The organism is Lactiplantibacillus mudanjiangensis (genome assembly GCF_005405385.1).
Classification (GTDB): Bacteria; Bacillota; Bacilli; order Lactobacillales; family Lactobacillaceae; genus Lactiplantibacillus; species Lactiplantibacillus mudanjiangensis.
In genome coordinates, this window is the sequence record NZ_BJDY01000003.1 from 507,213 (window position 1) to 533,135 (window position 25,923).

Below are 25,923 nucleotides of genomic sequence, written 5' to 3' on the forward strand. Positions count from 1 at the left end.
GAAAATTGGCTGGAGTTGCAAAATAAGTTGAAGCATGCTAATGTATAAAACAACTTATGAAAGTACGGAGGATTTCAGCCAATGCGCAACTAATTAATGCCAGTAATTGAACAGTGACACCTGATGAAACAAGGGGTGGACTGTCGTTTTTGGGATTAATTAGGGGCGCTGGTGGAATCTAAAACCAGCGGTCTCGCTCAATGTGAGGACGCTTTTTTTGTGCCCAAATTTAATCCCTGCCAACAAGGGGGAATTTTAAATGTCTGAAATTAAAATCAAGCAAGTTGAAAAATTAGTGAATGGTCAACGTTTATTTGAAGTGGACCAGCTAACAGCGACAACTGGTGATAAGATCGGTATCGTGGGTCGTAATGGCGCCGGTAAATCAACGTTAGCACGATTGTTAACTGGTGAAGATATAGATTATACCGGTCAAGTGAGTGTGGATAGTCCGATAATCGATGTCGCGCAAATTGCACCGACCCAAGATCGTAGTGGTGGTCAAGCGATGATGGCACGAGTTCGGGCAGCGTTAAGTACGCGGCCCGAAATCTTGATTTTGGATGAACCGTCATCAAACTTGGATGAATCCCATCAAGCCTGGTTAATTAAGCAGTTGCGTCACTATCAGGGGTTATTATTGTTAATTTCCCATGATCGGCACTTGTTAAATGCCGTCACAACCCAAACTTGGGCCGTGCGCCATCAAGCATTTACGGCGTATGCTGGCAATTATGCCGACTATATTGCCATGCGCGATCAACAGATTGCCAGTCAACAAGCCGCCTATGTCCGGCAGCAACGGCATCAACATGATTTGAAATTAGCGGTCCAAGCGCGTCATGAAAAGGCACAACGGATTCGTAAAGGGAAACGAAGCATGAGTGCTGGTGAATGGGCTAATTCTAAATCATTACGTGAAGCAACTGCGGCTAAAATGGATCGTAGTGCCAAAAAACTCATTGAACGTGGTGATCGTGAGGCCAACTTGACTAAGCCATTTACGCAAGTTGGGTTTAAGTTAGTCGCGACGGATTTTCCAAATTTAATCGGTAAGACGGTTGCCACGGCAACGAACTTGACGTTACGTCGAGATCAAAAAGTATTGTTAAAGCACGTGAGTTTTCAGATCAAACCGGGTGATCGGGTGGCCTTAGTTGGGCCAAATGGGAGTGGTAAGACAACGTTACTACAAGCCATTTTAGCTGGTCAATCTGGTTTGACAACCGCGCCAACTGCTAAGATCGGGGTATTCCAGCAAGATATGACAGTCTTGGATGGTCATTTGACGGTCTGGCAAACGGTGCGGGCGGCCAGTCAGTTGCCTGATCAAACGTTACGAAATGTGATGGGGGCATTAGGGTTAGCCGCACGTTTCTATGATCAATCCGTCGCTGTTTTAAGTGGCGGCGAACTAGTGAAACTACAGCTAGTCGTGATTTTAGTGGGTAACTATAATGTGTTGATGTTAGATGAACCAACGAATTATTTGGACGTCGATGCGTTGGATGCCTTAGCGGATTATTTACGTGATTATCCAGGAACCGTGATCTTTGTTTCACATGATGCGACCTTTAGTGAGCAAGTGGCCACGCGTCAGTTAATTTTGAAAGACCAAGACTTAACCGATCCTGATCAAGTGGCTGTCAAAGCGCCGGCTACGTCAGACTTACCATTGTTACAATTCAAGTATGATCAATTAATGGCTGATCCCATGGCTAAAACGGCTGATATTCAAGCCTTACGTGATCAGATTGAGGCGGCAAAAGGTTAATAAAGCTCATTTTTTGAGCAAAATATATCCCGAAACGCTTGATTTGTGCTTTACTTTAAGTAGTACTTAGCGCATCAATTGAGATGAGTGGAGGGAATGCTGATGGCATCAATTTATGATTTTAACGTCACTGAAATGAGTGGCGAAGAATTGCCCTTAGAACAATATCGTGGGCAAGTTTTATTGATTGTGAATACCGCTAGTAATTGTGGCTTGGCGCCGCAATTCAAAGGCTTAGAAGACTTATATAAGAAATATCATGATGAAGGCTTAGTCGTGCTCGGGTTACCATCAAACCAATTCCATCAGGAAAAAGCCGATGATGAAGCGACCCATGATTATTGTCAACGCCACTATGGAGTGACGTTCCCAATGACCAAACGGGTGCTGGTGAATGGCGATGAAGAAGATCCGTTATTTACCTATCTGAAACAAACCGCCGGTCATGGCCGAATTAAGTGGAACTTTACGAAGTTTCTAATTGGGCGTGATGGGCGTGTGTTGAATCGGTTTGCACCAGTCACACGACCAGAAACATTTGAAGCTGAGATTCGTGATGCGTTAGCTGATCGTTAGAGAAAGGGGTTCATGAAGTTTGGAAACATATACATTACGTGATGGCTTAACTTTACCAAAAGTTGGATTTGGGACATTCAGGTTAAACGGTGCCGCTGGTGTGCAAGTGATTGATTCAGCGATTGATCGTGGCTATCGGCTACTGGATACGGCGTTTAATTATGAAAATGAAGGTGTTGTTGGTGAAGCGGTTCGTCGTTCGCGAGTACCGCGGTCGGAATTAGTAATTTCTTCTAAACTCCCTGGTCGGCATCATGCTTACCATGAAGCGATTGCGACGATTGAAGAATCACTGTTTCGGGCTGGTTTGGACTACTATGATTTGTATTTGATTCATTGGCCAAACCCAAAGGAAGATCACTATGTTGAAGCTTGGCAGGCGTTAATCGATGCACAAAAGTTTGGTTTAGTGCGATCCATCGGTGTCTCCAACTTCTTACCTGAACATTTAGATCGCTTGGAAAAGGAAACTGGTGTTTTACCGGTCATTAATCAAGTGGAATTGCATCCATACTTTAATCAGCAAGCGCAACGTGAGTACAATCAAGCTCATGGGATTTTGACACAAGATTGGAGTCCACTCGGTCGGGCCAGTGAAATGCTCGGCAATCCGACGCTAAAAACGATTGCGGCCCGTTATCATAAGAACGTTGGTCAATTGATTTTACGTTGGGAATTACAATTAGGGACGTTACCGATTCCAAAGTCATCAACGCCTAGTCGTCAAGCAGGCAATTTAGACTTATTTGACTTTGAAATCAACGCCGAAGATATGGCGACGATTAATGGGTTAAGTCGTCCAGATGGTCGCTTGAAAGATCAAGATCCAGCTGTTTATCAAGAATTTTAATCTAAAAGTTGAAAGTTAAGTATGGCGGTAAAAACTTTACTAGAATTGACTTAAGTCATGCTAAATTGATCACCTACGCCAACCAGCGATTCTGCCGGCGGTGGGGACCGGCTCCAGCCAAAGTGCGGGCTTCCACCTCGCTTTTAAGCCTAGCCTAAACCGCTAGTCTTAAAAGTCGTCCACAGCGTAAGCTCGGAAAAATCATCCGGACTAACGCTGCTTTCACGGCCGGCGCCATCACTGGCTGACTCCGGTTGTATTGTAAATACCAATCAATTTTGTAATCACCATCATAACCGAGAATGAGTCCACATTGAGCCCAGCCGTGGGAAGCTCTTAGCGATTTATCGCTTAGCGCTTGGCGTTTTTGAAACACGGACTTGGTGGCTCAAAACGATGGTTCAGACCGCTTTTTGGCTGAACCCGGTCCGCCCACAGCGTTCCGGCTCAAGGTGGGCGAACGGTAGGTGGCAAGTAGGTGGTGAATACTTGCCATATCAACGATTATTGCTAAAAAGTAGCTTTCAACCGTTAGTTTTAATTAAAAAAATGAGGTCGCTAGGATAAAATTCCCAGTGACCTCATTTTTTAATGACGATGAATATCGATAATTTTTACTTGATAGTTGCCATTGGGCGCAGTGACCGTGACGATATCGTTGGTCGTATGACCGGTTAAGGCTTTGCCGATTGGTGATGTAAATGAAATCTTTTGATCAGCTAAATTAGCTTCTTGTTTACCGACTAATTGGTACGTTACTTGGTCGTGATCATCTAAAAATTCCAGCGTCACCGATTTGCCAATATCTAGTTGATCGTTATCGGCGGGTTCGACGACTTGGGCATATTGAAGTTGTTTATTTAAGAAACGTAACCGACTTTCCAAGCGACCAAGATCACGTTTGGCGTTAGTGTATTCAGCATTTTCAGAACGGTCACCTAACGCCGCCGCTGCCGCCAAGACTTTAATCCGGTGAGGGCGTTGTTGTTTTAAGTCTTCGATTTCTTGCTCGATGGCGTGGTAGCCTGCGGGCGTCATTTTATTAAAGGTTGGTTCCATTGATAAAACCTCGCATCTTGATTGGATTTTACTGGGAATAGGTTACCACATCGGGATTGATTTTGGAATGGGATGATAAAGACATCGTAGCAGGTTGATCGTTAAACTACTCCGTATAGACACGGTAAAAAAGTGGTGGTATCGTTTAGACTAATCAAAGGGGGAGTTTGAAATGAACAAAATGAGTAAGTTAAGTACCTTATTGGGGTTAGTCGTCTTAACGCCGTTAGTGACGACACCAGTTTTTGCGCAGTCACGTGTTAATCAGATGACAGTTGGTAAGTTGCAAGTGAGTCAGATCAGTAGCGTCAAGCAATCCGCACACCAACTAGCAGTTAAGATGACGGTTCACAATCGTGGCGCCCAAACGGTTGTCTTGGCGAGTCCAAACTTTCAATTGATAATTAATGGTAAAAAATATGCGGCACAAAATGTGGCGACGATACAAAAGAATCGTGCCATGGGGCATTTCCTCTTGCAAACGTTAAAGCCCCAAGCACGTTTAACGGGAACAATTATTTTTGAGCGGCCCCGTCACTTACCAACTGGCACCAAAGTGAGACTGCAAGTTAGCGAAGGCGTTTGGGGAACCCATCAACAAGTTATCACGTTATGAGCGCAAAAAAATAGCCAATAGCTTTGCAGCCTTGGCTAGTCGTAGAGTTTCTCACGCTCTACGGAGTTACGAACACTTTTAAGTATAGGCAACCCGAGGATAAATTACAATCATAATAGCGGTTAATAATAGTTATAAAATTAACATTGGTAACGGTTACGGAAAAGTTTTTTAAGTTTTTACGGCAAAACCCTTGAATTTCTGTCTAGACCAATATATAATTGGCCTATACCAAATAAAGAGGGAGTCAGTTAAAATGAAAGTTATCGTAGTAAAGGATCAAGCTGCTGGCGGCAAAGAAGGATTTAAAGTATTTAAGAACGCTTTAGACAATGGGGCTAAAGTCTTTGGGTTGGCGACTGGTTCTACGCCCGTAACGACTTATCAAGAAATCGTAAAGAGTGATTTAGATTTCAGTAACTGTACATCTGTTAATTTGGATGAATATGTTGGGATCGCACCTGACAATGACCAAAGTTACAAATACTTCATGCAATCACACTTGTTTAACGAAAAGCCATTCAAAGAATCATTCTTACCAAATGGTTTAGCTGCTGATCCAGCTGAAGAAGTTAAACGTTATGACAAAGTTATTGACGAACATCCAATTGATTTACAAATCTTAGGGATTGGCCGTAATGGTCATATTGGTTTCAACGAACCTGGGACGTCACGCGATGTGACAACTCATGTTGTTGACTTAACCCCATCAACTATCGAAGCTAATGCACGCTTCTTTGCTAGCGAAAATGATGTGCCTAAGCAAGCCTTCTCAATGGGCTTAGCTTCAATCATGAAGAGCAAGCACTTAATCTTAGAAGCCTTTGGCGAAAACAAGGCTGATGCCGTTAAGGGTATGATCGAAGGTCCAGATACCCCTGATTTGCCAGCTTCAATTTTGCAAAACCATCCAGACGTTACCGTTATTATTGACGAAGCGGCTGCTAGCAAGTTAAGCAAAAAATACTAAACACAATTAAAAAGACAAGCGCGTCGTTGATCAGTTTTTGACTGATTAACGACGCGCTTTTTTCGACTGATTTAAAGGTTTTGGCCTTTTTCCCAAGCAGTTTTTGATAAATTCAAACCGTGTTTGACGATGGTATCAAAGAGTTGATGAGTCCGTTTAGAGATTTCACCAGCAGTTTGCGCATTAGCTTGGGTTAAGGCAGTCGTGATATCGCCACTAACATTATTGTCAGTAATAGCCACGCGACCACGCGCATAAGCTTGGCAATCGGCCTTAAAGGCATTGACGGCCTCGGCATAATCATGCCAATGTGGTTCGATTAGAACGGATAGTGTCTTGTTTAACCAGTAGACATTATCCACATCAACGTCAGCCGTGGTGTTTCGATAGTCAACGGGAGTGTCATTGATATTGGTAAAGAATGGCATGTAAGGCGCGTAGGCGAAAAAGCCCATGGCGACCCATTGAATAGCCGCATGATCAGCCGGCACATCGTTACGGATCTGCAAAATCGATGAACATTGATTTCGATCCATCGCAATTGGCCGGTATTTTTGTTGGTCAACTTCAGAACCGGAAGCATAAGTGCCAAATGGATCATATGGCGTGCCATTATAATGTGACGACAAGAAGGCTTGTACATCTTCAATCGCGAGTTGATGACTAGGCTTGCGACACATTGGCATGTCTTGATCAGTCGGCTGTTGGTCAATCTCAGGGTTGAACAACTTTTGCCCATACCAAGTTCGTGGTGTGTTGTAATATGCATCGGCTTCATCTTGCGTCCCAAAGATCGTGCGGAAGTTAAAGGTGTCAGGATTAGGGTTTAAATGGTAGGTTTCGACAAATTCGGCTAAGTCGGTTGCCCCTAAGAAGTTGTCTGAATCACTTAAATCAAGGTTTTGTACCACGGTTTGGTTAGGCACAATCGCATACACATCATCTGGTAAGCGCATTGCCCCCCAATGATGACCACCAGCCGTCTCTAAAATCCAAACGTTATCATGATCGTTGAAGGCGATACTGTTGCTTTCACCAGTGCCGTATTTTTCGAGCAAGGCACCTAAACGTTGAACGCCTTCTTTAGCGGTTTTAATGTAAGGCAACACGAGTGACACCATTGCTTCTTCATTGATCCCGTCATCAACTAATGGATCATATGCTAAAACGCGCGTATTGGTCGCCGTCGTTTCGGTGGCACTCATACCGACATTCAATTCGTTAATTCCGGCTTCTTCATATTGGCCATCGCTTTGATCCGCTTGTGGTGTGGCCGTATAACGATAAGCGTGATCGGGTAATGGCACCGTGACACCGGTGGTCACTGAGGTATAAGTGGCTTGAGTTTGGTCCTTAGCCTCGTGGACGATAAACTTGATCGGATTAATCGGGCCATAGCCATCCTCGTTACGTGCCACAATGGTTGACCCATCGATGGTGGCATTTTTACCAACTAATATTTCAGTACAATCAGAACCTTTTTTCATGTTAGTTCTGCCCCCTTTGTACTTTTAAGTATAGGAGTCTGGGAACAGAAAACAATGGACTAGATCAAATTACTTATGAAAGGTTGGAAGCAGTTTTTAGTGACAATTACTGGCGTGACGAGTGTTTACTGATCAAACATAGACTTGCCACCTACCGTTCGCCCACCTTGAGCCGAAAAGCTGTGGGCGGACCGGTTCAGCCAAAAAGCGGTCTGAACCGTCGTTTTGAACCACCCAACCCGTGTTTCAAAAGCGCCAAGCTCTAAGCGATAAATCGCTAAGAGATTCCCACGGCTGGGCTCAATATGAGCTCACTCTCGATTATATTAGTGATTGATTAGTCTTTGCGATACAACCGGAGCCAGTCAGTGATGGCGCTGGCCGTGAAAATATCGTTAGTCCGGGTGTTTTTTCCGGACTTTACGATATGGACGACTTTTGAGACTAGCGGTTTTGGCTAGACTCAAAAGCGAGGTGGAAGCCCGGTCTTTGGCTGGAGCCGGTCCCCACAGCCGGCAGAATCACTAGCTGGCGTAGGTGGCTAATTTAGCATAACTCAAGTCAATACTGCTAACACTATAGTGATCTAGTTATTTAGGTAAATGATAATCGAGCCAATTAACAACATTTAGTGCTAGTAACTTTAGACCATGAATGACGTAAAGAATCAGAACAGTGAGCGGAATGACAATCAGGGTTAAGCTTAATGGCTGTGGATGATGGCTGGTGATCGAAAAAATAATGTCCACTAACGCGCAGGCGATACTGGTTAATAGATAACGAAACCAACGATGTTTGAACATGCTGGCGCCTCTTTTCTAGTTGTGATCAATTGAAATTAGGTTGTTTTTTGAGACAAATCCGGTAATTTTATTTGTGAAACCGTAATCATTATATCAAGTCATGCCAATTTAGAAAAGGCTACCATTGCTGATTAATCAACTTTTGTAGTGGCCTATGCCAGTTTTTCCGATTGTGAATCGCTGAGTTTAATTGTGGCACACTCAGTTGTGCCACCGGTCTGCCTAGAATTCCTTGAAACCGTTTTCTGTGCCCGCTATGATATAAGAGTAAAGAAAAGGAAGGAGCTTGTATCTAATGAGTGAAAATAATACAGCAACCCAATCCGCTCCTGTTGCAAAGAAAAAAGTGGGCGTTAAAGCCCGCGTGCAAAAGTTCGGAAGTGCCTTAAGTAACATGGTTATGCCGAACATCGGAGCGTTTATTGCTTGGGGGTTAATTACCGCGATCTTTATGGCCGGTGGTTGGTTCCCAAATGCCGATTTAGCCAAAATGATTCAACCAATGGTCCATTATTTATTGCCATTATTGATAGCGTTTACCGGTGGTAACATGATTGCCGGTCACCGTGGTGGGGTCGTTGGTGCGATTGCCACTATGGGTGTGATTGTTGGGTCAACCATCCCAATGTTTATTGGGGCCATGATTATGGGGCCTTTAGGTGGCTGGTGCATTAAGAAATGGGACGATGCCATTTCTGATAAAGTCCGTAGCGGGTTTGAAATGTTGGTTAACAACTTCTCCGCTGGGATTATGGGCATGTTACTTGCCATCCTTGGTTACTTTGGGATCGGCCCATTGGTTTCAGTTGCCAGTGCCGGAATGGCCATTGGTGTTAACTGGATTATCAAAGCCAACCTCTTACCATTAGCCAATGTCTTCATTGAACCAGCCAAGATTTTGTTCTTGAACAATGCGATTAACCAAGGTATTTTGACCCCACTTGGAATTCAAGCGGCAGCCAGTGCTGGTAAATCAATTCTGTTCTTACTTGAACCAGATCCAGGTCCAGGTCTTGGGATCTTGTTAGCCTTCGCCTTATTTGGTAAAGGTAGTGCTAAAGCTTCAGCACCAAGTGCCATGATTATTCATTTCCTTGGTGGGATTCATGAAATTTACTTCCCATACGTTTTAATGAAACCAGCGTTGTTCTTAGCTGTTATCGCTGGTGGGGTTACTGGGACGGCCACATTTAGTCTTTTGAATGTTGGTTTACGGTCAACGCCATCACCTGGTTCAATCATTATGTTGTTCGCGATGGCACCACGGAGCGTTTCAAACTATATCGGTTTGATCGTCGGTGTGACGTTAGCGACCTTAGCTTCCTTCTTGGTTGCCGCGGTTATCTTGAAACGTGACAAATCTATGACTGATGATTCATTAGCTGCTGCTAAAGGTCAAATGAGTGACATGAAAGCCGCTAAGAATGGCGAAGCCGTTTCAACTGAAGATGCAGCCGATGTCATTGCTTCTTATAAAGATGTTGATCACATTATCTTCGCTTGTGATGCCGGAATGGGTTCATCCGCAATGGGTGCTTCCTTATTACGGGACAAAGTGAAGAAGGCTGGTATCGATATGTCAGTCACGAACACAGCCATTAGTAATTTGAAAGATGAACCCGGTTTATTAGTCATTACACAAGATGAATTGGCTGATCGGGCGAACCAAAAAGCACCACATGCCTTACGTATTGCCGTTGATAACTTCTTGAGCAGTCCTAAGTATGACCAAATCGTGGTTAACTTAAAAGCTCGTGATCAAGTTAGTGATGAACCAGCTGCACCTGCTTCAGAAGCTGCTGAAACGCAAGCTGATCCAAGTGAATTACCAACTGATTTAGCACTAGACAGTGTTGAAGAAGTCGTCTTTGTTCATCATGACAGTCATTTAGGGACAGCCACCATGGCCACTTCCTTGATGAAAGATCGGTTGAAGAAGGCTAACAAACAGGCCGTTGTGAAGAATTTAGGGATTGATGAATTGCAGGATAATAACAGTCTCTTAGTCGTTTCAACTTCTGAAGCAGCTAAGAACTTGAAGACTCGCTACACGCACGTCCAAGTGCTGGTTACCGATGATCTTCTGAACTCACCTAAATATGATAAGATGGTATTAGGATTAAAATAAACCGTTATCATATGAGGTGGCCCCATGGTAAAGTTCACAAAACGTCAAGATGATCTACTACAATTATTGTTGGATAGTCCAACTGGTTTGACCATGAATCAGATTGAAACCGCCCTCAATAGTAGTCGTCGGACAATCTATCGTGAATTCAGCAATTTAGAGTTAGTGTTAGCCAACGCCGAGTTGGAAATCGTCAATCAAGACCATCGCTTCCAGTTAAGTGGAACGACGGCCGCTTTGGCGGCTTTCAAGGGCGAGCTAACCACTAGTCAAGGTCTCACGCCGGCTTTCGATACGCAAACGCGACAAAATGCGTTGGCTTGTCGATTGTTGATGGCAGAGACCGCCACTAAATTGAAAGCGTTAGCGTTAGACTTCAATGTGAGTATTGCCACGATTTCAAACGATTTAACCGTATTAGCCGTCCCGTTTCGGGATTATGACTTAACGATTGAACGGTTGAAATCACGGGGGATTCAAGTTGCTGGGACGGAAGCCAATATTCGCAGCCTCTTTGCAACGATCTTAAACAATGCCATCAATGACTATGAGTTCTTTAGAACGATTGCCAAGTTAAAACGTGGCTTGGCAGTCACCGCCATTGATGAGCAATCGTACTTTTTAAATCAATTGGACGCCGAAACCTTACTGCATTGTTATGAAGCGGTGCGGAATTTAAAAAAGCGCTACTTTGCGTCAGTGCCAGATGGGCAACTGCAACAATTGATTATTACGTTGACAACCGCTGTGATGCGATTGCAACACGATCATCAAGTGACAAATTTACATGGGATTAATCGTGATGACTTTCTTAAGTATCAACAGATTGCGTTAGCGGTTTTGACGCAACTACCGACAGCGATTAAAGCCCAAGTGACAGGGGCTGAGATTGATTTTCTAGCCCAGCAGATCAAAGGACTAACGTTCCGCATTGATCAAGATGCCTCGTTATCTAACTATGATTTGCAGCTCACTTATCGCGTCAAACAATTTATTGATGCGGTTGCGGATTACTTTAACTGGTCGTTTGGAACCGATGATCGGTTATTGAATAACTTGACGGCGCACATGCAGATTGCCTTGCAACGTAATGGGATGCCGGGGCCGATGCCTTCTAGTTCTGAGTTACAAGCAGTCCGTGACCAGTACCCACGGTTATACGCCGCGGTGGTCCATGGCTTTGCCGCCACGTTCCCTGATCAGAACTTCCAAATTGACGAGTTGACATATTTGTTGATTCACTTTGCCAGTACGTATGAGCAACAGTTGAGTCATCAAGCACTAAAGGCGTTGGTGTTGTGTCCTAACGGGATGACAACGGCGCGCATCTTGAAAACGCGGTTAACACGGTTGGTCCCAGAAATTACAACCATTGATGTGGCGCGTATTGGCAACTTAGGTCAGATTGAGTTAAAACAATTTGACTTGATTCTGTCGACAACCCAATTGCCAGGATTCAAGCTGAACTACCGGGTTGTTAGTCCGTTGTTGTTGGAAAATGAAGTCAGTGCGCTACGTGAGTATTTACATCAATATTTTCCAAGGACAAAGGTGGTTGATCCGCAGCCGCCGGTGGCACCAACACCGGAATTAGATTTCGATACGGTGTACGATCAGCTCACGATTGCCAAGCGCATTTTGGATCGATTTGAAATTACCGCTATCGATAATCATGACGAAACGGTAGCCGAAACGTTGGTCCAGATTACCCGGCAGATTGATCCGGTGATCGTGCAAGCTCCACTAGAAGTCGCCGGTAAGTTATTGCATCGGATTGGCTTAGCACCAGTTGGCATTCCTGAGACCAACTTGGCATTAGTTCACACGTTAAGTATGCAAGTGACCGCACCATACTGTGCGATCTTTGAATTGGCCAAGCCGGTACCGTTTAAAAGTATGGGTGATCAAAAAATCCAACTACAACGGATCGTGTTAATGTTAGGCCCCACCACCATCAGTGATTATGAAAATCGGTTGATGGGAAAGTTGAGTGCGTTAGTCATTGAGAGTCAGGCCAATACCCAGACCTTCATGACCGGCAGTCGCCAACAGCTTTATCAGTTAATTAGCAAGGCATTTTTGAACGAACTAACGAAATAGAGTAGGTGAATAGAATGGAAGCTTTAGATAAAAAGATGATTGCGTTAAACCAACAAGTGGCAACGCAAGCAGAAGGCATCCGCTTAGCCGGTCAGTTATTGGTCGATGGCGGTTGTGTCGAACCTGAATACATTGACGCCATGCAAGCTCGGAATCAAGACGTCTCCGTTTATATGGGTAACTTTATTGCCATCCCTCATGGCACTGAGGATGGGATGAAATATATTAAAAAGACCGGGATTTCCGTGGTCCAAGTGCCAATGGGTGTGAGCTGGGGTGATCCGGCCAATGACGATGATGATAAAACCGTCACGGTCATTTTCGGGATTGCTGGTTTGAACGGCGAGCATTTGAATCTCTTATCACAGATTGCGATCTACTGTAGCGACGTTGCCAATGTCGCGAAGTTAGCAGATGCACAATCAGAAGATGAAATTATTAATCTATTAAAGGAAGTTGATTAGCATGTTAGACGTACATTTTGGTGCAGGTAATATTGGTCGAGGCTTCATTGGTGAAACGTTGGCTGACAATGGGTTTAAAATCACATTTGTCGACGTTAACGAAACGTTGATCGATGAATTGAACAAACGCAATGGTTATACGATTGAACTCGCCGCAGAAGGTCAAGAACATATTGACGTTCACGACGTTAAGGGGATTAACAATGGTAAAGATCCTAAAGCCGTTGCTGAAGAAATCGCGCAAGCTGACTTAGTTACCACAGCGATCGGTCCTAAGATTTTGAAGTTCATTGCGCCATTAATTGCTGACGGGATTAAGTTACGCCAAGCTAATAACAACACCACGCCAATCGACGTGATCGCTTGTGAAAACATGATTGGTGGGAGCCAATCATTGAAGAAGTCGGTTTATGAAGCCTTAAACGATGACGAACAAGCTTGGGCTGACCAATATATTGGGTTCCCAAATGCCGCCGTTGACCGGATTGTGCCACTTCAAAAACATGATGATCCTTTGTTTGTTTCCGTTGAACCATTCAAAGAATGGGTGATCGACAAGTCACAAATGAAGAATGCTGACATCCAATTAAAGGGTGTGGACTACGCTGACGACTTGGAACCTTACATTGAACGGAAGTTATTCTCCGTTAACACCGGTCATGCCACCGTTGCTTATACCGGTAACATGAAGGGCTACAAGACCATTGGCGAAGCCGTTAAAGATGACAGTGTTGTGGAACAAGCCAAACGCGTCTTAGGCGAAACCGGGGACTTGCTCATTCAAAAATGGGGCTTTGATCCAGAAGTTCACCATACTTATCAAGAAAAGATCTTGAGTCGGTTCGAAAACCCATATATCTCAGATGATATCGAACGGGTTGGCCGGACCCCAATTCGGAAGTTAGGTTTTGACGAACGTTTCATTCGCCCAATCCGTGAATTGAAAGAACGCAACCGTGACTACAGTGCTTTAGTGGATACGGCTGGTATGATGTTCTTCTTCAACTTCCCTAACGATGCCGAAAGCGTTAAGTTACAACAAATGCTTAAGGACGAACCAATCGAACAAGTGATTCGCGAAACCACTAGTTTGAAGGATGAAGATTTAATTAACGAAATTAAAGCCGCTTACGAAAAGCATTTAGCTGAAAAGTAAAGCTGGTTGAATAAAAAGACCTAGTTACTAGCCGCCTGAGTAACTGGGTCTTTTTGTATGGATTGTGAGACCGGCGTGGTATGATAAATGGTAAATTGTGCTTGCTGGCCGCCTTACCGGTGGACAGCCACAATGCTGGAACGCTCTGGGGCATTTTCGAGCCAAAAGGCGGTCTCGAAAAGTGCCCTTAGCCTAAACGCCATAGTTCGGCGCTAAGGCTAACGAAAGGGCTGAGCATTGTGACTATCCACCTCACGGCTAGTTAAACTATGGTATTTAGTAAAAGTGAGGGAACAAATATGTTAGAACCAATTACTGGTGCGGATTTTGATACTGTCGCCGCTGGGACCGATTTGACCGTCGTTGATTTTTGGGCGGACTGGTGTGGGCCTTGCAAGATGCAAACGCCGGCGCTAGAAGCACTCGATGAAGAATACGATGGCAAGATCAAGTTCGCATCGTTAGACGTTGATGAAAATAAAGATATTGCGGAAAAGTTTGAAATTATGAGCATCCCCGCATTGGTCATTTTTAAGCACGGTAAGGCCGCTGAAAAAGTCGTGGGCTTTCATCCGCAAGGCGCCTTAAAAAAGTACCTAGATCAAAAATTAGCCGAAGTCACGGCAGAATAAGGCAATGATTGCTTTGACAAACTAGGCGATTGGAAGGGTGTTAAGTCATGTTCGACAAATTAAAATTACCCGGTAACATTTTAATTGGGACGGTCACTATTTTAATAATTGGCTCGACACAACTGTGGGTTAACTTTGTGAAACTTGGTCGTGGTGTCCGTTATCAAACGCTTAAACCGGAATTGTGGTCATCACTTGGAATGGTGATTGCTGGTAGTGCGCTGCTACTGATTACATTAGTTGTGGCTATCTGGCAACATTATCGGCACTAACAAAATAACGAGCTTAGTCATCATGACTAGGCTCGTTATTTTTATTAAGTGTTATTTTTTATTCTTTTTAAGATCTTTACGGGCGGAAACGGCGAGTTCTGGGAACCAAATCGCAATTTCGTGATGGGCGTTTTCGCGGCTGTCCGAAGTATGGATAATATTCCGTAAAATACCATCTGGATATTCGTGGGCAAAGTCACCCCGAATGGTGCCTGGTTGGGCGTCACTTGGGCGGGTATTACCGGCCAAGCGATGAACGGCTTTAACAACACCAGTCCCACTCACGATAATCGCAACTAATGGACCTTCTTCCATATACGTCTCGATTTCGTTGAAGTAAGGTTTTTCAATCTTTTCGCGATAATGTTGAGATAATTGTTCTTCGGTGGCTTTAATAACTTTTAATGCCGCGATGCGATAATTTTTTTGTTCGAACCGCGTGATAATTTCACCAATATGACCTTCCGCCACCCCGTCAGGTTTAACTAGTACTAAGGTTTTTTCAGAATTTGCCATGATAAAGTCCTCCTCAAAAAAGCTTTAAATAAAGCGCTTCCATTAGCCGCTAACCTAATGGTAACCCAAGTCCGACACGGCGTCAACGATGATTATGAATCGATTTAAGTTGATATCAAAATTTCGTTTTCATGCGATAAATCGGTATAATAGAGACAGCTCAAAATAAAGGATTGATGTCCATGCCACCATTAGATTTAACGCACATTCGTCAGCACCACACCGTTGCAGAATTGATCGCAATTGGTAAGGCGCGGCGTAGTGTGACGTCGTTTGATCAGTTAGGGACGTTTGTGCCCGTCAAACGCGATGCAGCGGCTTATTTAAAACATGTACGAGAAATGTTAGTTCCTGAACTCTTACCCTTACGGCGTGAGCGAATGAGCGCTTCGGCGTTTGCTTTCTTTCGTGGTTCGGTCGAACTAATGGATTATGATTTAGATTATCAACACTCAACTGAAATTCCAGCGGTCGTTTGCGGCGATGCCCATCTCGGTAATTTTGGGTTCTATGCGTCACCTGAACGGCGGTTAGTTTTTGATTTGAATGACTTTGATGAAGCCGGCGTCCACCCATGGGAATGGGACTTACGGCGTCTGCTCGTCAGTATCATTTTAGCCGCTCGGAACAATGACTTTAAACCGAAAAAAGTTGAAAAGCTCGTTCGTGAAGCTAGTGCTAGTTATCGCGAAGGGATTAAACGAATGTTTGATCAGACCACGCTGAATCGGTTTTATCGTGATAACGAAGTTCAAGCTGTGTTGAATTTTGGCGGAGAGCCAGAAGATACGGCGAACTTTATTGCGGATTTGGTGAAGAAAGCTAGCAAACGGAATTCCGAACAAGTCGTGCGCAAGTTTACCTGGACGAATAGTCAAGGTGAACGCCAATTCAAAGATAATGCGCCACGTTCCGTCCACGTGAATAAGAAAACGTATCGTAATTTGAAACGCGGTATTAAGCAGTATCTACAAACGGTCCGAACCGATGTCGCGCTGCTGTTGTCGCAATATGAAGTTACTGATATCATTCGTCATAGTGTGGGAGTTGGGAGTTTTGGGTCACTATGCTATCTGGTTTTATTGACGAGTACTGATGGTAGTCACATGGTTTTGCAAATTAAAGAAGCCTTGCCGACGCGGAAAGTCGGTAGTCAGAGTCGGCCAGAGTTAACGGCGGCACTGGAATTAACCGAAGGCCAACGGATTGTGAGTTCACAACGGATTTTGCAATCAACATCGGATGTCTTCTTAGGTTATTTCCAAATGGCGGATAAGAGTTTTTATGTCCGACAATTCCGTGATATGAAAGAATCGATTGATATTGCGACGTTGGATTGGGGCCAATTTAAAGCCTATGCCAATACGTGTGCGATGATCTTAGCCCAAGCCCATGCGCAAAGTCCGACTGCCGCAATGATTCGCGGTTATGTTGGGAGTTCAGATAAGTTCGATGAGGCGATGGAACAGTGGGCGACCGCTTATGTGAGCCAAGTTGAGGATGATTATCAAACATTTTTAGAATTAGTGTAAGTCAAATGAGACGGTCAGACGATTGAGTCACCGTCTTTTTATTTGGTTGGGTAATTGAGATGAACTAAGATACAATATCGTTAAGAAGTCTTGATAACGGAGGAAGTAAAATGAAAAATAAAGCGGTGACGATTAAAGATGTCGCGCGGCGTTCAGGGGTTTCAATCGCAACGGTATCACAAATTCTAAACGGGAATGGGGATAAATTCAGCCCAACGACGGTCGAAAAAGTCGAAGCGGCTAAAGCAGATCTGCACTATGAACCAGATTATTTTGCGCAACGAATGATTAATAAAAAGAGCAAAACGATTGGTGTATTGGTGCCAGATATCACGAATCCATTTTTTAGCGAATTGATTCGTGGGATTGAAGATGTGTTGTATCAGGCCAACTTCATTACAATGTTGTGTAACGCTGATTTGAATGAGGCTAAGGAACAAGTCTATTTGTCCGAACTAAGTCGACGTGGTGTTGATGGTTTTATTATTGCGAGTTCAGCAGTTTCGAATCAAGCCATTACGGATATTTTACGTCGTAAACAACATCCGTTTATTGTACTAGATCAAAAAAAAGCTGAAGGCGTTAGTGATGCTGTATTAACTGACGATTATGCCGGTGGCCGGCAAGCTGCGCAACATCTGCAATCATTAGGTCATCAAGAGGTCGCGGTACTCATGCCCGCGCATGCCGCGGCTAATATTCAAAAGCGTTTAGCTGGTTTTTATAGTGTTTACGATCAAGCCAATGTGCATGTGATTGCAACCGCCTTATCCAAAAAAGCGGGTCGTGAAGCCGTACCAGCCGTCATGGCAACACCAGCAACGGCTATTTTTGCGGTAAGTGACCAGATCGCTTTTGGCGTTTATTTAGGACTCGCCGAAAATGGCCGGCAGATTCCACAAGATTATAGTGTGATTGGGTATGATGATGTGGAGATGTGTCAATATGTGGTTCCACAGTTAACAACGATTGCACAGCCGATTTTTGAATTAGGCCAGACGACAGCCAAACAATTATTGGCGCGTATCGCTGAACCAACGCTACCTTGGCAAGAACAACAGCTCGCCGTCAAATTGGTAGAAAGGGCTTCCACAAATAATTTGAAATAAGCTTCTAAATGTGATATATTCTTGGTGTTCCTTATTAAAACGTTTTCATAAAACGTTTTAATAAATAAATTGACCAGTTTAGTCGGCCATATGGAGGGTACGCATATGAATACAGTAACGATGATCGGTAGTATCAATTTAGATCGGACAATTCGAGTTAAACAGATGCCTAAACCAGGTGAAACCATGCATACGAAAGAAATTTTTTCGGCAGGTGGTGGTAAGGGTGCAAATCAAGCCGTAGCTGCACAACGCTCTGGCGCTAAGACGAATTTCATAGGTGCCGTTGGTGATGACGATGCTGGTCGGGCCATGTTGGACTTATTGGAACAAGAAAAAATCGATTTAACTGGCGTGACAACGCTGACCAAAGTCTCAACTGGACAAGCCTATGTGGTTGTTGATGATGCCGGTGAAAACCAGATCATGATTCATGGTGGGGCAAATATGGCGTTTGATCCCGCTTATGTGGATGACCATAAAGCGTTGATTGAAGCGAGCGATTTTGTGGTTGCCCAATTTGAAAGTTCAGTTGATAGTACGATCGAAGCCTTCAAATTGGCCCAACATGCGGGCGTTAAAACGGTCTTAAATCCCGCACCGGCGATGGAAAAGGTGCCCGCTGAATTGTTGGCAGTTACAGATATGATTATTCCTAATGAAACGGAAACTGAAATTTTAACGGGAATTAAGATTACCGATGAAGCCAGCATGTTACAAGCAGCTGCCGATTTACATGCTCTAGGGATTGCCGTGGTCATCATTACGATCGGGAGCAAGGGTGCCTTTTATGATGTCGATGGTCGACATGGTGTTATTCCAGCTTTCAAGGTGGAAGCAGTTGATACGACGTCTGCTGGAGATACTTTTATCGGTGCGATGAGTAGTGTGTTAAAGCCAGATTTTAGTAATTTAGAAGCGGCTATTCGATATGGTAATCGGGCATCATCTCTAACCGTTCAACGGTTTGGCGCACAACCATCGATTCCTTACAAAAATGAAATTGCAGCAGCGGAGGCTGAATAATTATGAAAAAAACGAAAATGATTAATTCGGATATGTCACGGGTCATTGCACAAATGGGCCATTTTGATAAGTTAAGCATTGGCGATGCCGGAATGCCAGTACCAGCCGGCACTGAAAAAATTGACTTGGCCGTCGACAACGGTATTCCAAGCTTTATGCAAGTTCTAAATAATGTTTTAGAAGAATTAGAAGTTCAACGCATCTATTTAGCCGATGAAATCCGGACACAGAATCCTGAAATGTTAACAGCGATTAAGAAACGGTTACCAGACATGCCAATCACTTTCATGCCACATGAGGACATGAAACGCTCATTGTCTGATTGTAAAGCCTTTGTTCGAACAGGTGAAATGACCCCATATGCCAATATCTTATTGGAAAGTGGCGTCACGTTCTAAAGCACTAATTAAAGCATGGGAGGAATTGAGATGAACACAACTGCATTACTGATTGGTCTTGGGCCGTTACTAGGTTGGGGATTATACCCCACGATTGCCTCTAAATTCGGCGGTCGCCCAGTTAATCAAATTCTTGGATCAACGGTCGGTACCTTAATCTTTGCCATTATTTTTGCCAATATAAAAGGCTTAGCGATGCCAAGTGGGATGAACTTATGGTTCTCAATCTTATCTGGGATTGGTTGGGCTAGTGCGCAAATTATCACGTTTAAAGCTTTCACCATGGTTGGCTCATCACGGGCCATGCCAATTACTACGGCTTTTCAATTGTTGGGCGCGTCACTTTGGGGCGTTTTTGCTTTAGGTGATTGGCCAGGGGTTAGTGATAAAGTCTTTGGTGGCTTAGCTTTGGTTTTAATTATTATTGGTGCCAGCTTGACAGTATGGTCAGAACATAAAGACGCCGGTAATGCACGACTTTTACGTAATGCAGTTCTATGGTTAGCCGTTGGTGAGATTGGTTATTGGGCCTACTCAGCAGCACCACAAGCGACCAATATCAGTGGGATGCAAGCCTTCGTGCCGCAAGCCATTGGGATGGTGATTGTGTCAGTCATTTATGCCATCGTTTTAGCTGCTCGTGGTGAAAAGTTAGCTCTAGTAGAGGGCATTTCTTACAAGCATATTATTTCTGGGTTCTTCTTTGCTTTCGCAGCTTTAACTTACTTGATCTCGGCGCAACCAAACATGAATGGGCTAGCGACCGGGTTTATCTTATCGCAAACTTCGGTAGTCCTAGCGACCTTGACGGGTATCTGGTTCTTAGGTCAAAAGAAGACGGCTAAAGAAATGGGCATTACAATATTAGGGTTAGTCCTCATTTTAGCGGCCGCAACCGTTACGGTTCTTATTTAAGCGCTCATAAAAAAATGGTAACCGCATTTTTGCGATTACCATTTTTGTTTACTTCAATAAATATTTAGCATCAAAGTCATTATCGAATGATGATAAGATCTTAGGACCATCATCAGTTACGACTAAAGTGTGTTCATATTGGCAACTAAGGCTACCATCAAGCGTCTTAACGGTCCAACCGTCATCAGCGGTTTCGCCAGAACGCCAATCGCCAATGTTGACCATAGGTTCGATCGTGATAGTCATTCCGGCCTTTAAACGTGTGCCGTGACCAGCTTCACCGTAATGAGGAACGTCTGGCTTTTCGTGCATCGTGGGTCCAATACCATGGCCGATATATTCGCGAACGACGCCGTAACCCATTTGGTTTTCAGCGTAATCTTGAATAGCCCAACCAATATCACCAATCCGATTACCAACAACGGCTTGGTCAATCCCACGATAGAGGGCTTCATGCGTGACTTCCATAAGCTTCTTTACTTCTGGTGAGGGCGTGCCGGCAACAAATGCGTGACATGAATCACTCAAGTAACCATGGTAGTTGATAACGGTGTCGACTTTTAAGAGGTCACCATCTTTAACTAAAATATCTTTGCTTGGACAACCATGACAAATCATGTCATTAACGCTGACACAAGTTGAATACTTGTAGCCTTCAAAGTTTAATTCGCCGGGAGTGGCGTCATGAGCCGTAATATAGTTGTAAGCGAAGTGATCAACGTCCCAAGTGGTAATGCCAGGCTTGATGTAATCTTCCAAAGCATGGAACAACCCGACCATAATGTCGCCAGCTGCTTGCATGCCCTTAATCTCACGATCTGATTTAAGTGTTATCATAGTGCCTCCATAAAAATTTAACTATTTTGATGTGACTTGCTTTCCATTACTAAGTATACCCCAGCGAGTGAAATCCGACAAAAGGCTAGTCTGAATATGGATAAAACGCCTGATTTAACAGTGTTTGTCTATGGATTAGCTGGTTATGTCGCTCGCAGTTAATTAACCCCTTAGCATGAAAAAAATATAAAAAAATTGGTCGACTAAAAACGCTAGTCTACCAGTTAAATGAGCGGATCGATTGTGTACAATTGATAGGGTGAACTAAAATTACCCCTTTTCATCGTCAAAGATAATGATACAATATATAGTGTTGTTTCGAACGGAGATACCACATGTGGTGGTATCGATTAAAGTTAGTTGGCCAACTAAGACGTTTTAACGGCAGATACTGAATGACGGAAAGAGGATTTTGATTTTGAGTAATTATTTTAAATTTTTATCGCACCAACTAAAAGGTTGGCCACAACAAAACTACTATTTATTTTACTTTAGCTTGGGTTGCCAAGTGATGACCTTGGTGAGCGCCCCAATTACGCCACTAACTATCTTAACATTTATTGGGACAACTTTGGGTGTTTTATGTGTGTTGGCAATCAACGCAGCCAAATCAGTTAATGGGTTACTAGGGGTTATCTCGGCAATCTGTTTTATTGTTGTTGGTTTTTCAGCTAAGAACTACTTAAGTATTGGTGAACAATTGGCTTACGTGGTGACGTTGGATATTCCGGTCTTGTTGAGTGCAAACTGGAATGTGAACATGGTTTCTAAGATTCGGAAGTTTACGGGTCGGACCTGGGTTGTCGCAATCGTTGCAACCCTGGTTGTTTATGCCCTTTCAGGTTACCTCATTGGTGCTTTGACTGATGATCCTCGGCCTTGGATTGATGCGATTAGTTTTGCCATCTGTTTAACGGCTGGTGTCATTTGTTTCTTGCGTTACAACAACCAATATTTCTGGTGGATTGCTTCTGGTTTAGCTCAAATGGTCCTTTGGTTCATTTCCTTCCGCCAAGGCTCAGCCACTTTAGCGATGTTCATCAATAGTTCTGTTTACTTGATGAACGATGTCTTAGCCTTCACCGTTTCACCTTGGTACAACAAGCATGAACGGGCACGGTTAATGGCTGAAGAAAAAGCCGCCGCTGAAGCAAATAACGATGATCAACATGCCTTTGGTTTAGATCACTAAATTTAAATTAACGGAAATTGTCTTTCCGGCAAGTAGGACCAAGCCAAGGCGGCTTGGTCCTTTTAGCATTAAAAATCGTTGTGCTCAAGATCATTCTTGAGCACAACGATTTTTAATTAGCCATTGAGACTTGAGCCTGTTGCCGAATCGCTTCCACACTGACACGAACAAAATCCGTACCATAAGCCGCCGCCAGTTGCGTGGTTAACTGCGGGGTAGGTGGTAAAACTTGCAAAAGAGGTCGAATCCATTGATTGGTTGGTAGTAGTCGCAATAAACGATGACTGGTAAATTGTGAGAATAATAAATTTCGGCCGAAATACTGACCTAATCGCTGCTGAAATAGCGGTTGGTTAACAGGCACGAGTTGTAAACTGCTGTTATTCATATTACCCAATAATAACTTAGCCGACAAAAAGTCAGCCTGTAAGTCGAGCTGTTGATTCTTGTAAGCCTTGGCGATTGTTGGTGACAATTGAACAAGCCAGATGAGTTGGTGTTGTTCAAGATGCAGAATCAATCGTAGGGTTACGATATCAATGGTTGTTAGTGAAAAACTGTAATGTTGTAGCGCAGCAGGCGTCAATTGCGCGCGCAACGTTTGCTGAACAGTTTGAAAGTCACCTGCTTGCCAAGTAATGGCCAATTGGTCATGATTTGCTAACCAAAGAGTATGGTCAGCGATTCGTAAGGTTAAAAAGCGTGGTGCTTGACCGGCTGGTTGATCGAGCATTAGTAGCCAATATGAACTGGCGCTGGAGCGGGCAAAATTGCGAGCTAAGACGTGGGCATTCGCTGGCAGGGCCACTTGAACAGCAAGTTGGAGTTGGCGACGATGGTCAGCAGTGTTGATGAATTGATGAGGATCGTGTGTGGTACGTCGATTAGCCATTGACCAGGCCTCCTATCATCATAAACTACCTCGAGTATAAGCCTAAATAGGCTTTGCGGCACACAATTAGTTCATTAATTAAAGGTTGAAAGTTAAATATGGCAGCCATATTGATGTTGGCTTAAATTAGTCACCTACGCCAGCCAGTGATTCTGCCGGCTGTGGGGACCGGCTCCAGCCAAAGTGCGGGCTTTCACCTCGCTTTTGAGCCTAGCCAAACCACTAGTCTCAAAAGTCGTCCATATCGTAAAGTCCGGGGAAAACACCCAGACTTTACGATATTTTCACGGCCGGCGCCATCACTGGCTGACTCCGGTTTTATTGCGAATACCAATCAATTTCGTAATCACCATCATAACCGAGAGTGAGCTCACATTGAGCCCAGCCGTGGGAGGCTCTTAGCGATTTATCGCTTAGAGACTGGCGTTTTTGAAGCACGGGTTTAGTGGTTCAAAAACGACGGTTCAGACCGAATTTTGGCTGAACTGGTCCGCCCACAGCGTTCCGGCTCAAGATGGGCGAACGGTAGGTGGCAAGTATGACTGTTTTTGAAGGTTGAATATTAATTGTGTAAACGTGTACACTAAGAAGTAATTGAGAACGAGAGTAGGGGTTAAAATGAAAAAATGGGGTTGGGGATTATGCGGTCTATTGGTACTTTTAGGACTAATCTATGGTGGTTATTGGTGGTATCAACGGCAACAAACGATTGCGACGGGAAACTTACGGGCCACGACGTTTGCGTTAGTTTCAAGTGCTGAGAACTCATCGTTAAACTATCATCAGCAATATCGATATATTGAAGACATTGGGGATGGTCGGGGCTATACCGCCGGAATTATTGGTTTTACTTCGGGAACTGGTGATTTGTTGCAGGTCGTACGTAAGTACCAAAAGTTGCGGCCACATAATCGATTGGTGCGCTATTTGCCGGCTTTGAAACGGGTGAATGGGACTGCGAGTCATCAAGGATTAGGCCCCAAGTTTGTACGGGCTTGGCGGCAAGCTGCTCGTGATCAGCGGTTGATTCAAGCACAAGACGCGATTGTTGATCGGCTCTATTTAAGACCAGCCATTCGGGCCGCTCAACAGGATGGTCTTACCCCGTTAGGACAATATATTTATTACGATGCCATGGTGGTACATGGACCGGGTGCCTCGGCTGATAGTTTTGGTGGTATTCGGCGCGTCGCTAAGCAACGCGCAAAGACACCAAGACAAGGTGGTCAGGCGACAACTTATTTACGGACGTTTTTGACCGTGCGCGCAAAAATCATGCGCCAAGAAAAAGCCCATCATGATTTGTCGCGGTTAAAGGCCCAATGGCAATTTGTGCAAGAACATAAGGATCGACTACAATTACCGTTAACATGGACCATGTATCAGCAAAAATTTCGATTAACCGCTACTAAGTTGAAACAACTCAGTGCGGATACTCAATCAAATAGATAAGTTATTAGGTCTGACGAAAATTGTCGGGCCTTTTATTATTCTTAAATTGAATATCAGTTAGTCAAAACTTGATTTGTTCGTGGCGGTGGAAGCAGGTAAGATAAATAGCGTAGGAATTAAACGGTTGAAAAGAAGTTAAACAAAAGGAGTTGAATGTGATGAAACGAATTGTAGTTGGGATTACGGGTGCCTCTGGGACCATTTATGCGGTCGACTTATTACAAAAACTACAGGCGATTCCAGATGTTGAGACGCATTTGGTGATGAGTACGTGGGCTAAGAAAAACTTAGCGTTAGAAACAGATTATTCGTTAGCGCAACTCAATGCATTGGCGGACTATACGTATAATATCAACGATCAAGGTGCAACAATTGCAAGTGGTTCGTTCTTAAACGATGGGATGGTTATTGTGCCGGCTAGCATGAAGACCGTTTCTGCCATTGCGTATGGTTTTGGCGATAATTTGATTGCGCGGGCGGCCGATGTGACAATCAAAGAGCAACGAAAGCTCGTGATTGTTCCACGTGAAACACCATTGAGCGTAATTCATTTAGAGAACTTGACTAAGTTAGCCAAATTGGGTGCTCAAATCATTCCACCGATTCCAGCTTTTTATAATCACCCAAAAACGATTCAAGATTTAGTCAATCATCAGACGATGAAAGTATTAGACGCGTTCCAAATTCATAATGAAACGGATCGTCGTTGGGAAGGAGATTAGTTATGCCAACTTTTACGACGACACAAGCAGGTTATCAGATGACGGCCAGCTTACAAGTTGTTGGGTTCGACTTACTGATTGTAGTGACCGGGGGCGATAATCCACATATTGGTGATGTGACGACTTTAACCAAAACAACCGCACCACAAACAGTCAAATTTCCAAGTCATGATGGTCGTTTCCACAAGGATAACTTTATTTCAGAGCGACTGGCTAAACAACTGCAACCAGTATTAGTTGGTAGCTGTACAATTACTGCTGGTATTCATGTTAATCAAATTAGTAAAGCGCAGATTGCGGCGGCAGCACCGATGACGACCGCTTTAGGTGAGCAGATCATTGCTTGGCTAACGGCACATCCCATTCAGGCGGCTCAACCCGAATATTATCGAAATGATGAACGACCAAAATAAGTCAAAGAACCATCCATCCCGGAGAAACTAGC

26 protein-coding genes are annotated in these 25,923 nt (G+C 44.0%); 20 read left to right on the plus strand and 6 right to left on the minus strand.

Annotated features, from left to right (window positions below; translation table 11 throughout):
• Positions 1–259 precede the first annotated feature (259 nt).
• The 3 genes from FFM84_RS07115 (at position 260) to FFM84_RS07125 (ending at position 3,200) form a co-directional block, all read left to right on the plus strand.
• A complete protein-coding gene (locus FFM84_RS07115) occupies positions 260–1,774 on the plus strand; it encodes an ABC-F family ATP-binding cassette domain-containing protein (RefSeq protein ID WP_130844307.1) in 1,515 nt (504 codons plus the stop codon).
• Between the two features lie 99 nt (positions 1,775–1,873).
• Positions 1,874–2,350 carry a glutathione peroxidase gene (locus tag FFM84_RS07120; RefSeq protein WP_130844739.1) on the plus strand — a complete coding sequence of 159 codons (477 nt, stop codon included), beginning with the start codon at positions 1,874–1,876 and terminating at the stop codon, positions 2,348–2,350.
• A 19-nt stretch (positions 2,351–2,369) separates the two neighbouring features.
• Positions 2,370–3,200, plus strand: coding sequence for an aldo/keto reductase (locus FFM84_RS07125; protein WP_130844306.1), 831 nt, complete (start codon positions 2,370–2,372; stop codon positions 3,198–3,200).
• A gap of 588 nt (positions 3,201–3,788) precedes the next feature.
• Here FFM84_RS07125 and greA read toward each other — a convergent pair.
• Complete coding sequence (gene greA / locus FFM84_RS07130; protein ID WP_130844305.1) at positions 3,789–4,259, minus strand: transcription elongation factor GreA; 471 nt, start codon at positions 4,257–4,259, stop codon at positions 3,789–3,791.
• Between the two features lie 172 nt (positions 4,260–4,431).
• On the opposite strand from greA, the gene FFM84_RS07135 reads away from it, so the two are divergent.
• Both FFM84_RS07135 and FFM84_RS07140 read left to right on the plus strand, forming a co-directional pair.
• Positions 4,432–4,875: a DUF4352 domain-containing protein gene (locus FFM84_RS07135; RefSeq protein WP_130844304.1), complete on the plus strand. Its 444-nt coding sequence runs from the start codon at positions 4,432–4,434 to the stop codon at positions 4,873–4,875.
• 256 nt (positions 4,876–5,131) lie between these two features.
• The gene (locus FFM84_RS07140; protein WP_130844303.1) at positions 5,132–5,845 is read left to right on the plus strand and encodes a glucosamine-6-phosphate deaminase; all 714 of its coding nucleotides are present in this window, start codon (positions 5,132–5,134) and stop codon (positions 5,843–5,845) included.
• A gap of 71 nt (positions 5,846–5,916) precedes the next feature.
• On the opposite strand, the gene FFM84_RS07145 is transcribed toward FFM84_RS07140, so the two are convergent.
• Together FFM84_RS07145 and FFM84_RS07150 are read right to left on the minus strand one after the other, a co-directional pair.
• Positions 5,917–7,332 (minus strand): C69 family dipeptidase, encoded by a 1,416-nt coding sequence (locus FFM84_RS07145; protein WP_130844302.1) that lies wholly within the window; start codon positions 7,330–7,332, stop codon positions 5,917–5,919.
• Between the two features lie 590 nt (positions 7,333–7,922).
• Complete coding sequence (locus FFM84_RS07150) at positions 7,923–8,135, minus strand: hypothetical protein (RefSeq protein ID WP_130844301.1); 213 nt, start codon at positions 8,133–8,135, stop codon at positions 7,923–7,925.
• Between the two features lie 295 nt (positions 8,136–8,430).
• On the opposite strand from FFM84_RS07150, the gene FFM84_RS07155 reads away from it, so the two are divergent.
• From FFM84_RS07155 to FFM84_RS07180, 6 genes are all read left to right on the plus strand, one after another.
• A complete protein-coding gene (locus tag FFM84_RS07155) occupies positions 8,431–10,263 on the plus strand; it encodes a PTS mannitol transporter subunit IIBC (RefSeq protein WP_130844300.1) in 1,833 nt (610 codons plus the stop codon).
• Positions 10,264–10,287: 24 nt separating this feature from the next.
• A complete protein-coding gene (locus FFM84_RS07160) occupies positions 10,288–12,363 on the plus strand; it encodes a BglG family transcription antiterminator (RefSeq protein WP_130844299.1) in 2,076 nt (691 codons plus the stop codon).
• A 14-nt stretch (positions 12,364–12,377) separates the two neighbouring features.
• Positions 12,378–12,827 (plus strand): PTS mannitol transporter subunit IIA, encoded by a 450-nt coding sequence (locus FFM84_RS07165; RefSeq protein ID WP_130844298.1) that lies wholly within the window; start codon positions 12,378–12,380, stop codon positions 12,825–12,827.
• Between the two features lies 1 nt (position 12,828).
• A complete protein-coding gene (locus tag FFM84_RS07170) occupies positions 12,829–13,983 on the plus strand; it encodes a mannitol-1-phosphate 5-dehydrogenase (protein ID WP_130844297.1) in 1,155 nt (384 codons plus the stop codon).
• 299 nt (positions 13,984–14,282) lie between these two features.
• A complete protein-coding gene (gene trxA / locus FFM84_RS07175) occupies positions 14,283–14,615 on the plus strand; it encodes a thioredoxin (RefSeq protein WP_130844296.1) in 333 nt (110 codons plus the stop codon).
• Positions 14,616–14,662: 47 nt separating this feature from the next.
• Entirely contained in the window at positions 14,663–14,887 is a 225-nt protein-coding gene (locus tag FFM84_RS07180) for a hypothetical protein (protein ID WP_130844295.1), read from the plus strand.
• A gap of 51 nt (positions 14,888–14,938) precedes the next feature.
• On the opposite strand, the gene ndk is transcribed toward FFM84_RS07180, so the two are convergent.
• Entirely contained in the window at positions 14,939–15,403 is a 465-nt protein-coding gene (gene ndk / locus FFM84_RS07185; RefSeq protein ID WP_130844294.1) for a nucleoside-diphosphate kinase, read from the minus strand.
• Between the two features lie 182 nt (positions 15,404–15,585).
• Here ndk and FFM84_RS07190 point away from each other — a divergent pair, with 182 nt between their 5' ends.
• From FFM84_RS07190 to rbsU, 5 genes are all read left to right on the plus strand, one after another.
• Positions 15,586–16,935 (plus strand): DUF2252 domain-containing protein, encoded by a 1,350-nt coding sequence (locus tag FFM84_RS07190; RefSeq protein ID WP_130844293.1) that lies wholly within the window; start codon positions 15,586–15,588, stop codon positions 16,933–16,935.
• Positions 16,936–17,045: 110 nt separating this feature from the next.
• A complete protein-coding gene (gene rbsR, locus FFM84_RS07195; protein WP_130844292.1) occupies positions 17,046–18,044 on the plus strand; it encodes a ribose utilization transcriptional repressor RbsR in 999 nt (332 codons plus the stop codon).
• Between the two features lie 105 nt (positions 18,045–18,149).
• A complete protein-coding gene (rbsK, locus tag FFM84_RS07200; RefSeq protein ID WP_130844291.1) occupies positions 18,150–19,070 on the plus strand; it encodes a ribokinase in 921 nt (306 codons plus the stop codon).
• A gap of 2 nt (positions 19,071–19,072) precedes the next feature.
• The gene (rbsD, locus tag FFM84_RS07205) at positions 19,073–19,468 is read left to right on the plus strand and encodes a D-ribose pyranase (protein WP_130844290.1); all 396 of its coding nucleotides are present in this window, start codon (positions 19,073–19,075) and stop codon (positions 19,466–19,468) included.
• A 30-nt stretch (positions 19,469–19,498) separates the two neighbouring features.
• Positions 19,499–20,383, plus strand: coding sequence for a ribose/proton symporter RbsU (gene rbsU, locus FFM84_RS07210; protein ID WP_130844289.1), 885 nt, complete (start codon positions 19,499–19,501; stop codon positions 20,381–20,383).
• 48 nt (positions 20,384–20,431) lie between these two features.
• Here rbsU and map read toward each other — a convergent pair whose 3' ends face one another.
• Complete coding sequence (gene map / locus FFM84_RS07215; protein ID WP_130844288.1) at positions 20,432–21,220, minus strand: type I methionyl aminopeptidase; 789 nt, start codon at positions 21,218–21,220, stop codon at positions 20,432–20,434.
• 412 nt (positions 21,221–21,632) lie between these two features.
• On the opposite strand from map, the gene pnuC reads away from it, so the two are divergent.
• Positions 21,633–22,412 carry a nicotinamide riboside transporter PnuC gene (pnuC, locus tag FFM84_RS07220; RefSeq protein WP_130844287.1) on the plus strand — a complete coding sequence of 260 codons (780 nt, stop codon included), beginning with the start codon at positions 21,633–21,635 and terminating at the stop codon, positions 22,410–22,412.
• 112 nt (positions 22,413–22,524) lie between these two features.
• Here the strand turns inward: pnuC and FFM84_RS07225 are convergent, their stop codons facing one another.
• Positions 22,525–23,304: a hypothetical protein gene (locus FFM84_RS07225; RefSeq protein ID WP_130844286.1), complete on the minus strand. Its 780-nt coding sequence runs from the start codon at positions 23,302–23,304 to the stop codon at positions 22,525–22,527.
• A gap of 618 nt (positions 23,305–23,922) precedes the next feature.
• Between FFM84_RS07225 and FFM84_RS07230 the strand changes: the two genes are divergently transcribed.
• From FFM84_RS07230 to lpdD, 3 genes are all read left to right on the plus strand, one after another.
• Positions 23,923–24,756 (plus strand): chitosanase, encoded by an 834-nt coding sequence (locus FFM84_RS07230; RefSeq protein ID WP_130844285.1) that lies wholly within the window; start codon positions 23,923–23,925, stop codon positions 24,754–24,756.
• Between the two features lie 155 nt (positions 24,757–24,911).
• Positions 24,912–25,478: a UbiX family flavin prenyltransferase gene (locus tag FFM84_RS07235; RefSeq protein ID WP_497707032.1), complete on the plus strand. Its 567-nt coding sequence runs from the start codon at positions 24,912–24,914 to the stop codon at positions 25,476–25,478.
• Positions 25,479–25,480: 2 nt separating this feature from the next.
• Positions 25,481–25,891: a prenylated flavin chaperone LpdD gene (gene lpdD, locus FFM84_RS07240; RefSeq protein ID WP_130844283.1), complete on the plus strand. Its 411-nt coding sequence runs from the start codon at positions 25,481–25,483 to the stop codon at positions 25,889–25,891.
• Positions 25,892–25,923 lie beyond the last annotated feature (32 nt).

What these genes read in the sequence shown, in the direction of transcription:
- FFM84_RS07160 (WP_130844299.1), top strand. Translation starts at nt 10,288, where the DNA reads ATGGTAAAGTTCACAAAACGTCAAGATGATCTACTACAATTATTGTTG.
- rbsU (WP_130844289.1), top strand. Translation starts at nt 19,499, where the DNA reads ATGAACACAACTGCATTACTGATTGGTCTTGGGCCGTTACTAGGTTGG.
- rbsD (WP_130844290.1), top strand. Translation starts at nt 19,073, where the DNA reads ATGAAAAAAACGAAAATGATTAATTCGGATATGTCACGGGTCATTGCA.
- FFM84_RS07190 (WP_130844293.1), top strand. Translation starts at nt 15,586, where the DNA reads ATGCCACCATTAGATTTAACGCACATTCGTCAGCACCACACCGTTGCA.
- ndk (WP_130844294.1), bottom strand. Translation starts at nt 15,403, where the DNA reads ATGGCAAATTCTGAAAAAACCTTAGTACTAGTTAAACCTGACGGGGTG.
- lpdD (WP_130844283.1), top strand. Translation starts at nt 25,481, where the DNA reads ATGCCAACTTTTACGACGACACAAGCAGGTTATCAGATGACGGCCAGC.
- trxA (WP_130844296.1), top strand. Translation starts at nt 14,283, where the DNA reads ATGTTAGAACCAATTACTGGTGCGGATTTTGATACTGTCGCCGCTGGG.
- FFM84_RS07225 (WP_130844286.1), bottom strand. Translation starts at nt 23,304, where the DNA reads ATGGCTAATCGACGTACCACACACGATCCTCATCAATTCATCAACACT.
- FFM84_RS07170 (WP_130844297.1), top strand. Translation starts at nt 12,829, where the DNA reads ATGTTAGACGTACATTTTGGTGCAGGTAATATTGGTCGAGGCTTCATT.
- FFM84_RS07150 (WP_130844301.1), bottom strand. Translation starts at nt 8,135, where the DNA reads ATGTTCAAACATCGTTGGTTTCGTTATCTATTAACCAGTATCGCCTGC.
- FFM84_RS07165 (WP_130844298.1), top strand. Translation starts at nt 12,378, where the DNA reads ATGGAAGCTTTAGATAAAAAGATGATTGCGTTAAACCAACAAGTGGCA.
- FFM84_RS07115 (WP_130844307.1), top strand. Translation starts at nt 260, where the DNA reads ATGTCTGAAATTAAAATCAAGCAAGTTGAAAAATTAGTGAATGGTCAA.
- FFM84_RS07180 (WP_130844295.1), top strand. Translation starts at nt 14,663, where the DNA reads ATGTTCGACAAATTAAAATTACCCGGTAACATTTTAATTGGGACGGTC.
- FFM84_RS07230 (WP_130844285.1), top strand. Translation starts at nt 23,923, where the DNA reads ATGAAAAAATGGGGTTGGGGATTATGCGGTCTATTGGTACTTTTAGGA.
- rbsK (WP_130844291.1), top strand. Translation starts at nt 18,150, where the DNA reads ATGAATACAGTAACGATGATCGGTAGTATCAATTTAGATCGGACAATT.
- FFM84_RS07155 (WP_130844300.1), top strand. Translation starts at nt 8,431, where the DNA reads ATGAGTGAAAATAATACAGCAACCCAATCCGCTCCTGTTGCAAAGAAA.
- FFM84_RS07145 (WP_130844302.1), bottom strand. Translation starts at nt 7,332, where the DNA reads ATGAAAAAAGGTTCTGATTGTACTGAAATATTAGTTGGTAAAAATGCC.
- map (WP_130844288.1), bottom strand. Translation starts at nt 21,220, where the DNA reads ATGATAACACTTAAATCAGATCGTGAGATTAAGGGCATGCAAGCAGCT.
- FFM84_RS07135 (WP_130844304.1), top strand. Translation starts at nt 4,432, where the DNA reads ATGAACAAAATGAGTAAGTTAAGTACCTTATTGGGGTTAGTCGTCTTA.
- rbsR (WP_130844292.1), top strand. Translation starts at nt 17,046, where the DNA reads ATGAAAAATAAAGCGGTGACGATTAAAGATGTCGCGCGGCGTTCAGGG.
- greA (WP_130844305.1), bottom strand. Translation starts at nt 4,259, where the DNA reads ATGGAACCAACCTTTAATAAAATGACGCCCGCAGGCTACCACGCCATC.
- FFM84_RS07140 (WP_130844303.1), top strand. Translation starts at nt 5,132, where the DNA reads ATGAAAGTTATCGTAGTAAAGGATCAAGCTGCTGGCGGCAAAGAAGGA.